The following is a 5,328-nucleotide window of genomic DNA, read 5'->3' on the forward strand; positions in this document are numbered from 1 at the left end:
AAAGCAAATATAAGTTGAATTTGTTTACCTAGGGAATTTGAAATTTCATCTCTCCTTGAATAAAAATAACCACTATCGCTAAACGTAGTTATAACTTTTAAATAAGGGGCGCAGACGCGTGGGCTATAATGCGAAGCAGCCCACGTGTATGCGTCCCAGCGAACGAAGTGAGTGGCTTAATTTGCTTGTTATGTACGTGCCAATTACAACCGTACAAACTTTGGGACCTTACTTTTTAAAAGGCGAACAAGTTCGGGCTGCATGCGCTCGTAGTTGTCTGGTATGTCTAAGCACGCCAGTTTTTTACCTTTGAGTAAATCTTTGTACTTTTTGGCAACTTTGTTTCTGTGAGTTTTTTCCATAACTAAAATGGCGTCGGCCCATTCTATAAGGTCGCCTGAAAGCGGTGTTTCGGCATCTGCATTTGTGCCGCACCCGATTGCGTTGACCCCTTCATATTGAGAAAAGACTTCTTCACCGGTTGGGCTACGCAAACGATTTTCTGAACAAACAAATAATAGGTTCATATTTCCTTAAGTACATAACGCCCCGATAACGGGCGAATGCTTGCTGCGAAAATGGCGAAGCCGCAGCAAGTAGGCGTCCCAGCGAGCGAAGCGAGTGTGTTGATTGGATTGTTAGCTCTCATAGCCCAATTCAGATCTCATATCTTGAATTATCTCATCTCGTACAGATTTGAGTTCCTCACCTTTTTCGACCATTCTAACTTTGATTTCTGTTTCGAAGTCAATGTCGCCAGAAACGAATGACTCGGGAGTGATTCTTTCGTTTAATTGCCTCAGCATTTCAGGTTGCATAGTTAACAGTTCCTGATAAAGAGATTCAAATCTTTCCAATTTAGTAAAAAGGCTCCGTGAGCAAACTATTCTTAAGCCAGTAAGTTCGCTAGTTGCTTTCTGAAATCCCTCTTGAATTCCAATGGTGAAATCATTTAAAACTTTTTGAAAATTGAGGATAGACTCAGGGGAAGAATTTTCTTCATACAATCGTCTGTTGGCGTCTGGAAGTGTCTTATTCATAAATTCCGTGTAATCCTGACCAGCCAATCGAGCAGCGTTTTCCAATGTTTTGAAGTATGCCTGATACTCATTTTTGCGAGTTTCAAATAACTTTTCCTGCCTTTCGCGTTTGACTTTATATTTGTGAAGCAAAAAAGGAAATACGCCTGCGCTAATAAGAGTAAGCAAAGCTGGGATAATCAGTTTTAATTCAAACCAGTTGTTAAATGTAGTACAGGATTCTTCCATATTATTTAAATCTACCTTTTGAGAGCTAACTTTTAAATAAGGGGCGCAGACATGTGGGGCATAATGGCGAAGCCGCCCCGCATGTCTGCGTCCCAACGAACGAAGTGAGTGACTTAATTTTTTTGTTATGTGCTACTTTGTTCTTCAAAAGAGAACCCTTTAAAAACAACCTTGAAGATAGAGCCTGAACGCATTTCAATTATATGGTTGTAAGCGTCGCCAGTAATACTAATGCGATGATCTAATATATCTCCATGGAAAGTGTCCTTTGGGTTAAAACTATTTTCTAAACCTAAGAACTCATAGGCGACAACATCTGAATAGATTAACACTAGTGTTCTATCATGTTGTTGACCAAGTAGCTTTAATGTCACTCTTAACGAGCATTCAAATGGCCGTGTATTGTTTCTAAGTTCTTCTGTACACAGCGAAGATACCCATGAATCGTGAAGTGATTGAGGGTGATTCAATTCGTAGTGGTTTTCGTTTGATGCAAAAGAAAATAGCTCTGGAGGCATAGACTTCCTGTTTGCCTTAATTGAATCCAAATAATCGTCGAAGCTAATATTCATTACACAGTACTTTCCTTGGCACATAACGCTAAGCTTTGGGGCGCTAGCGCGTGGGCTAAAATCCGAACGAAGTGAGTCAGCCCACGTGTTAGCGTCCCAGCGACCGAAGGGAGTGCCAACAGCGTTTTGTTATACACACATCAACCGTGATGCCTGCGAATATGCGTAATCAACTTAGCATCATTGAATTCTAAGGTTACTATATTTACTGAGCTGTAGGTTATATCTTTGTCTAAATGATTCGGCCTGACTTTTCCTGACTCAGTCATTTTAATAATGGCAACATTTCCCCCAGTCATTATTTCGTTTATAACTATTGAACTGTAGTAAATTTTGTCACTCATTTTGGCAATCAGACCTTCACGTAAAGCGGACTTTTCCGTAATCGTTACTTTAAACTTCACATGTTCATCGACAAATTCATCTGCAATTAAATTAATAAAGGCATCAATATCCTGAATTGTAGTATCAGGTTGCTGTCGAGCATTTTTGGCTTCAACAAATTTTGTCGCTAGTTGCTCCAGTTCTCCCTTTGAGAGAGCAGCATTGGCAACAAACGAAAGAGGTAAAGAAACAAATAAAAGTATGATCTTATACATAACCTTCCTTGTGTGTATAACTTCCAAATATGGGGCGCAAACACGTGTGCAATAATGGCGAAGCCGCGCACGTGTTTGCGTCCCAGCGAGCGGCAGCGAGTGACATAATTTGTTTGTTATGTAGCGTTTTAAAAAAGAGCATGCCAGATAAATCCGTAGATCACAAAAATCCCGAATATTTGAAAATACTGTGTTTTGCTTACGCTACCACTTCTAGCAGACATGTAGCCAAAGTGTGTAACAACCATAGCCATAACTAAAGGGAGAAGATAAAAAAACATCTCAGGTTGATAAATTTTAGGAGATGGCTCAGATGCATGGGTAAAGATTGAGAGTACATACGTGAGAAAAAACAACTGAAATGCTAGGTATCGAGGAAGAGTTCCTAAGGCTATGACTAGTTTATTCTGCATTGTTAATGTCCATATCCTTCAAGCTACATAACGCCCAACTTTGTGTCCCAGCGAACGTAGTGAGTGCCAACAGTTGTTTGTTAGGCCTTTGGCTCACCTTTTTTACCCAATGCTAGTGGATTTTTGATAAAGGCAAATATAAGCAATCCGGCTAATACTATACTTTTAGCAACTTCAATACTAAAAGAAATGGGATTACTATCGTAACTAATAGTACCCAAGCGCCTTGCGTAAGTTGTCCCTTCCATAAATACTTCATGGAGGTCGGAGGCAGGCAGATAAAGCAAAATGATGCACCAAACTCGAATTATAAAATGAATAATTTTGGAGTCTGTCTTCGTTAAAATATTAGGCACCTTTTTCACTGGGTTTTCTGCTGATTTTTGTACGTTTGTAGCTTCGGGATTACCTACACCTCTTTCAGCTAGTTCTGATTGTATTTCAGCAAATCTTTCAGGAAATTGGAGTTTATCAACTGACTCTTTTGCTTCATTAAGTTCGGCTACTGAGTAACTTGAATAATCTGGCTTTAAATCTGACATAGTTAACTGAGGCCTAACACTAAGCTAAGGGGCAAATGTACAATGCGAAAATGGCGAAGCCGCATTGTATATTTGTCCCAGCAGCCCGCGCGGCGGGATGCGACTTGAGCGTTTTGTTATGCATCTATTACCCCAAACAACCTAGTGTAGTTCTTTTTGTAGAGCTTAACTGTGATAAAAGGTCGAACTAAGCAAGCGTTAATCATTACTGAAAAAAGAGCAAGTAGAGTAAGAAAATTGATAGTTTCGAAAGATGTAAAAAAACCAACAAGTGCCGCAGATGCAACAGTAATAAAAGAGTATGTATTAAACCATTGGATGTTCTTTCTAAGAACTGAAATTTCATTTTCACTGGCGTAATCGCTAATGAAAAAATATAGAAATACTAACCCAAAGAAACCCCAGATTACGCTTTCAGGCCTTATTTCATAGATAGCGCTACCGAAACACGTAGACGCTATACCTAGAGAGAATGAATCGGTGTAGGCCATTTTCATAAGTAAAGATTGGTCGACTGGTTCTTTTGAAAGGGGCATTCGATTCATAATCTACCTTGATGCATAACACCCACATAAGGGGCAGTAATACGTGGGCTAAAATCCGAGCGAAGCGACAGAGCCCACGTGTTACTGTCCCAGCGAGCCTGCGAGCGGCTTAATGTGATTGTTAGGTGACATTGCTGACATTGGTAAATGAAGTTTCATTTACGAGTTTATTGAAAGCTTCTGCAGAGATAGGCTCCTCGCCATATTCACAACAGCCGAAACTACCCTCAGGTAAAAAGCCGTACTTATCCTCAATATGCTCCCTGCTGTAAAACAATGCGTTACCCGATTGATATATTTGAATGACTCTATTGTAAGATTCATCGTCAGCGACTTCATAATACCAGTCTGATGTTCCCCAGTTGTCATATTCATCGCCACGGGACTCGTCCCAATGCCAGAAGTAGTGCTTCATCAACCTTCCTTGTCACCTAACTTTCCAATAACGGGCGCAGACATGTGGGGCATAATGGCGAAGCCGCCCCGCGTGAATGCGTCCCAGCGAACGAAGTGAGTGCGTTTATTGGCTTGTTAGCTGACATTGCATATAACTACCGCTGACTCTTGGTTAATAATGAATTGATATCCAAAAGCTAACGTTATTGTAAATATACTTAGGACGTTTAGATAAAGTGACATTTGTTTATAGCTTCTTTCGTTATCTCTTTTGTCGTAGTGGTCAATTACGGTCAGCGCAGCATTAACAGCACCCGAGAGCAATGCAACGCAGAAAAATAGTAGAGGCATACCAGTTAATTCAATAGGGTAAGAGCCTCTTACGCCGGGATATACCAAAGCTTCGTTAGTGAAGCCATAAAGACACATAGCAATTAAGAACAGTGCCCAAACGATATTAAAAATTCGGGTCGATTTAGGAATTTTATTCGGAGAGTAATCTTCCATGAATCCTCTTGTCAGCTAACACCCGCATAACGGGCAAAAATACTTAGGCTATAATACCGAGCGAAGCGAAGGGAGCCTACGTGTTTTTGTCCCCAGCGAGCGCAGCGAGTGTTAATGCGTTTGTTATGTGACCTTAGCTCGCCGTTTAATGTAAAACACTGTTACACCTAAACACAAAAGCCACGCTATAAACTTTAACAAGAACACAAAAGCAAACCAGATAGGCCTGTTTCCAAATGAAACTGTATCAGTTACCCGCAGATTTTGTATTTCTAGATTGATTATTGCGCCCAGTAATTGATGACCTAACCAAATCACTAGAAAAAGAGAAATAAGAAACCAGAGTAGATTAACAGTTCCTAATTTTTCGAGCTTCATCGATTTCCCTTGGGCACATAACGCTAAGCTAACGGGCAGTGACGTAGCGGCATAATCGCGAAGCGCCGCTGCGTTACTGTCCCAGTGAACGAAGTGAACGTGTTTAGC

Annotated in this window: 9 protein-coding genes; 1 reads left to right on the forward strand and 8 read right to left on the reverse strand. The window is 40.6% G+C overall.

Translation table 11 applies throughout. The features are described 5' to 3' along the window. Positions 1–203: 203 nt before the first annotated feature. The 5 genes from BZA03_RS20065 to BZA03_RS20090 all read right to left on the reverse strand — a co-directional run bounded on the left by BZA03_RS20065 (position 204) and on the right by BZA03_RS20090 (position 3,394). Positions 204–527 carry a low molecular weight protein tyrosine phosphatase family protein gene (locus BZA03_RS20065; RefSeq protein ID WP_110289688.1) on the reverse strand — a complete coding sequence of 108 codons (324 nt, stop codon included), beginning with the start codon at positions 525–527 and terminating at the stop codon, positions 204–206. 111 nt (positions 528–638) lie between these two features. After that, entirely contained in the window at positions 639–1,268 is a 630-nt protein-coding gene (locus BZA03_RS20070; protein ID WP_110289689.1) for a hypothetical protein, read from the reverse strand. Between the two features lie 125 nt (positions 1,269–1,393). Beyond that, complete coding sequence (locus BZA03_RS20075; protein ID WP_110289690.1) at positions 1,394–1,840, reverse strand: hypothetical protein; 447 nt, start codon at positions 1,838–1,840, stop codon at positions 1,394–1,396. A 140-nt stretch (positions 1,841–1,980) separates the two neighbouring features. After that, positions 1,981–2,439, reverse strand: coding sequence for a nuclear transport factor 2 family protein (locus tag BZA03_RS20080; protein ID WP_110289691.1), 459 nt, complete (start codon positions 2,437–2,439; stop codon positions 1,981–1,983). A 493-nt stretch (positions 2,440–2,932) separates the two neighbouring features. Next, on the reverse strand, positions 2,933–3,394 hold the full coding sequence (locus BZA03_RS20090) for a hypothetical protein (RefSeq protein WP_110289693.1): 462 nt from the start codon (positions 3,392–3,394) through the stop codon (positions 2,933–2,935). A 171-nt stretch (positions 3,395–3,565) separates the two neighbouring features. On the opposite strand from BZA03_RS20090, the gene BZA03_RS20355 reads away from it, so the two are divergent. Beyond that, entirely contained in the window at positions 3,566–3,754 is a 189-nt protein-coding gene (locus BZA03_RS20355; RefSeq protein ID WP_146212373.1) for a hypothetical protein, read from the forward strand. Positions 3,755–4,060: 306 nt separating this feature from the next. Here the strand turns inward: BZA03_RS20355 and BZA03_RS20100 are convergent, their stop codons facing one another. From BZA03_RS20100 to BZA03_RS20525, 3 genes are all read right to left on the reverse strand, one after another. After that, positions 4,061–4,354 (reverse strand): hypothetical protein, encoded by a 294-nt coding sequence (locus tag BZA03_RS20100; RefSeq protein ID WP_075176700.1) that lies wholly within the window; start codon positions 4,352–4,354, stop codon positions 4,061–4,063. A gap of 116 nt (positions 4,355–4,470) precedes the next feature. Then, on the reverse strand, positions 4,471–4,842 hold the full coding sequence (locus BZA03_RS20105) for a hypothetical protein (RefSeq protein WP_110289695.1): 372 nt from the start codon (positions 4,840–4,842) through the stop codon (positions 4,471–4,473). A gap of 123 nt (positions 4,843–4,965) precedes the next feature. Next, on the reverse strand, positions 4,966–5,328 hold a 363-nt coding region (locus tag BZA03_RS20525; RefSeq protein ID WP_220018917.1), incomplete at its 5' end, for a hypothetical protein.

Source organism: Alteromonas sp. I10, assembly GCF_003201515.1.
Taxonomy (GTDB): domain Bacteria; phylum Pseudomonadota; class Gammaproteobacteria; order Enterobacterales; family Alteromonadaceae; genus Alteromonas; species Alteromonas macleodii.

Excerpts from the sequence above, each read along its gene's own strand:
- BZA03_RS20070 (WP_110289689.1), bottom strand. The coding sequence starts at position 1,268 with ATGGAAGAATCCTGTACTACATTTAACAACTGGTTTGAATTAAAACTG.
- BZA03_RS20065 (WP_110289688.1), bottom strand. The coding sequence starts at position 527 with ATGAACCTATTATTTGTTTGTTCAGAAAATCGTTTGCGTAGCCCAACC.
- BZA03_RS20080 (WP_110289691.1), bottom strand. The coding sequence starts at position 2,439 with ATGTATAAGATCATACTTTTATTTGTTTCTTTACCTCTTTCGTTTGTT.
- BZA03_RS20075 (WP_110289690.1), bottom strand. The coding sequence starts at position 1,840 with ATGAATATTAGCTTCGACGATTATTTGGATTCAATTAAGGCAAACAGG.
- BZA03_RS20090 (WP_110289693.1), bottom strand. The coding sequence starts at position 3,394 with ATGTCAGATTTAAAGCCAGATTATTCAAGTTACTCAGTAGCCGAACTT.
- BZA03_RS20105 (WP_110289695.1), bottom strand. The coding sequence starts at position 4,842 with ATGGAAGATTACTCTCCGAATAAAATTCCTAAATCGACCCGAATTTTT.
- BZA03_RS20100 (WP_075176700.1), bottom strand. The coding sequence starts at position 4,354 with ATGAAGCACTACTTCTGGCATTGGGACGAGTCCCGTGGCGATGAATAT.